The organism is Intrasporangium chromatireducens Q5-1 (genome assembly GCF_000576575.1).
Lineage (GTDB): Bacteria > Actinomycetota > Actinomycetes > Actinomycetales > Dermatophilaceae > Intrasporangium_A > Intrasporangium_A chromatireducens.
In genome coordinates, this window is the sequence record NZ_AWQS01000433.1 from 1 (window position 1) to 1,814 (window position 1,814).

The 1,814-nt window shown below is 74.5% G+C and carries 2 protein-coding genes; both read right to left on the reverse strand.

Features of this window, described 5'->3' with window-relative positions:
• Positions 1–116: 116 nt before the first annotated feature.
• Positions 117–752, reverse strand: coding sequence for a cell division protein FtsL (ftsL, locus tag N864_RS23895; protein ID WP_155893066.1), 636 nt, complete (start codon positions 750–752; stop codon positions 117–119).
• Positions 749–1,756 carry a 16S rRNA (cytosine(1402)-N(4))-methyltransferase RsmH gene (gene rsmH / locus N864_RS21955; RefSeq protein ID WP_034722532.1) on the reverse strand — a complete coding sequence of 336 codons (1,008 nt, stop codon included), beginning with the start codon at positions 1,754–1,756 and terminating at the stop codon, positions 749–751. Before rsmH ends, ftsL begins: the two co-directional genes overlap by 4 nt.
• Positions 1,757–1,814: the final 58 nt, after the last annotated feature.

Sequence of the window (1,814 nt, forward strand, 5' to 3'; positions counted from 1 at the left end):
CGCCACGGGGAGTCGCGGTGCGGGGCGTCGCGGTGCGGGGCGTCGCGCCACGTGCGGTGGCCCTGCCGCGGGCATCCGGCCGGCGGGGGCCGGTGCCTCGGGTCTGGGTCACGAACTCACCTCGTCGTCGCGGGCGTTCCCGCCGGCTTGCTGGTCGAGTCAAGTGTCTCCGTGGCAGACGGCGGAGCGACGCTATCGGCCACCTTCGGCGTGGCGGCCGCGGCGAGCTTCGAGGCCTCCTTCGCGACCGCCTTGGCCGCTGCCGCCGTCGCCCCGGTAGCGCCGTCGAGGGCGGACGTGATCCGCTTGACCACGCGCGGCGCCGGCATCGGCGCGACGACGATCGCGACCTTCTGCAGCTTGGTCGCCGGCTGGGCGGTGCCCGTCACCTTGCCGGTCCGCAGGTCGATGTAGCCGGGCTCGTTGGCACGGACCATGCCGAGGGAGGCAGCGCTGGCCGCGAGCGTGTTGCTCGACGAGGACCGGGCGATCTGCTCGCCGAGGTCGCCGGCCCGGTCGGTGAGCACGCCGGACTCCTTCGACAGCGCCCCCAACGTCAGGGAGCCCTCGGCGAGCGCCGTGTTGAGCAGGAGCAGCCCGATCAGGCCCAAAGTGAGCAGGCTGACGCAGAGCGTGGCGAAGGCGCCGTTGCCGCTCGCGCCGATCCGGGTCGGGATGACGCGCAGCGGTGCGACGACGGGGACCCTCCGGGGCGCCCGCAGCGGCCTGGCGGTGGCGGTCATCTGGCTCATGGGGTGGGGGCCTTCCTCGGGCGGTCGGTGGTGCGGGCGGTTGTCTCCCGGGTGCGTTCGGCGACGCGCAGCCGCGCCGAGGCGGCCCGCGGGTTGGCGATGACCTCGGCCTCGCCGGGCTCCTCCGCGCCGCGGGTCAGGAGGCGCAGGTAGGGCGCGTGCTCGGGCAGCTCGACCGGCAGGCCGGGCGGCGTCGTCGAGGTGGCACCGGCGGCGAGGGCACGCTTGGTGATGCGGTCCTCGAGGGAGTGGTAGGACAGCACGGCGATGCGGCCACCGACGGCGAGCCGGTCGACGGCTGCCTCGATGGCGCGGCTCCAGCTGCCGAGCTCGTCGTTGACCTCGATGCGCAGCGCCTGGAAGGTCCGCTTCGCCGGGTGCCCGCTCTGCCGCTGCGAGGCCATCGGGATGGTGCGCCGGAGCAGGTCGACGAGCCGGCCCGACGTCGTGAACGGCTCGCGATCCCGCTCGCGGAGGACCTCGGCGGCGATCCGGCGCGCGTAGCGCTCCTCGCCGTAGTCGCGCAGCACCCGGGCGAGCTCGGCGGCGGGGTAGGTGTTGAGGACGTCGGCCGCGGTGGGGCCGGTCGACTGGTCCATGCGCATGTCGAGGGGCGCGTCGACGCGGTAGGCGAAACCACGGTCGGTCTCGTCGAGCTGCAGCGACGAGACGCCGAGGTCGAACAGGACGCCCTGCACGGCTGCGATGCCGAGCGAGTCGAGCACCTCGCCGATCTCGTCGTAGACGGCGTGGACCGGGAGGAACCGGTCGCCGAACCGGCCGAGGCGCTCCCCGGCCAGGGCGAGCGCCTCGCGGTCCCGGTCGATGCCGACGACCGTCGCGTGCGGGAACCGCTCGAGCACACCCTCGGCGTGACCGCCCATCCCCAGCGTCGCGTCCACGTGCACGGCGCCGGTCTCGGACAGTGCCGGTCCCAACAGGTCGAGGATGCGGTCGCGAAGGACGGGGACGTGGCGGTCCTGCGCCTGTCCTCGGTCCGTCATGGTCGCCCTCTCGGTCGTGCTCGGGTGGGCGCTCGGGCCCGGTGCAGCTGGTCGGTGG

Coding starts and splice junctions, on each gene's coding strand:
- rsmH (WP_034722532.1), bottom strand. CDS start 1,756: ATGACGGACCGAGGACAGGCGCAGGACCGCCACGTCCCCGTCCTTCGC.
- ftsL (WP_155893066.1), bottom strand. CDS start 752: ATGAGCCAGATGACCGCCACCGCCAGGCCGCTGCGGGCGCCCCGGAGG.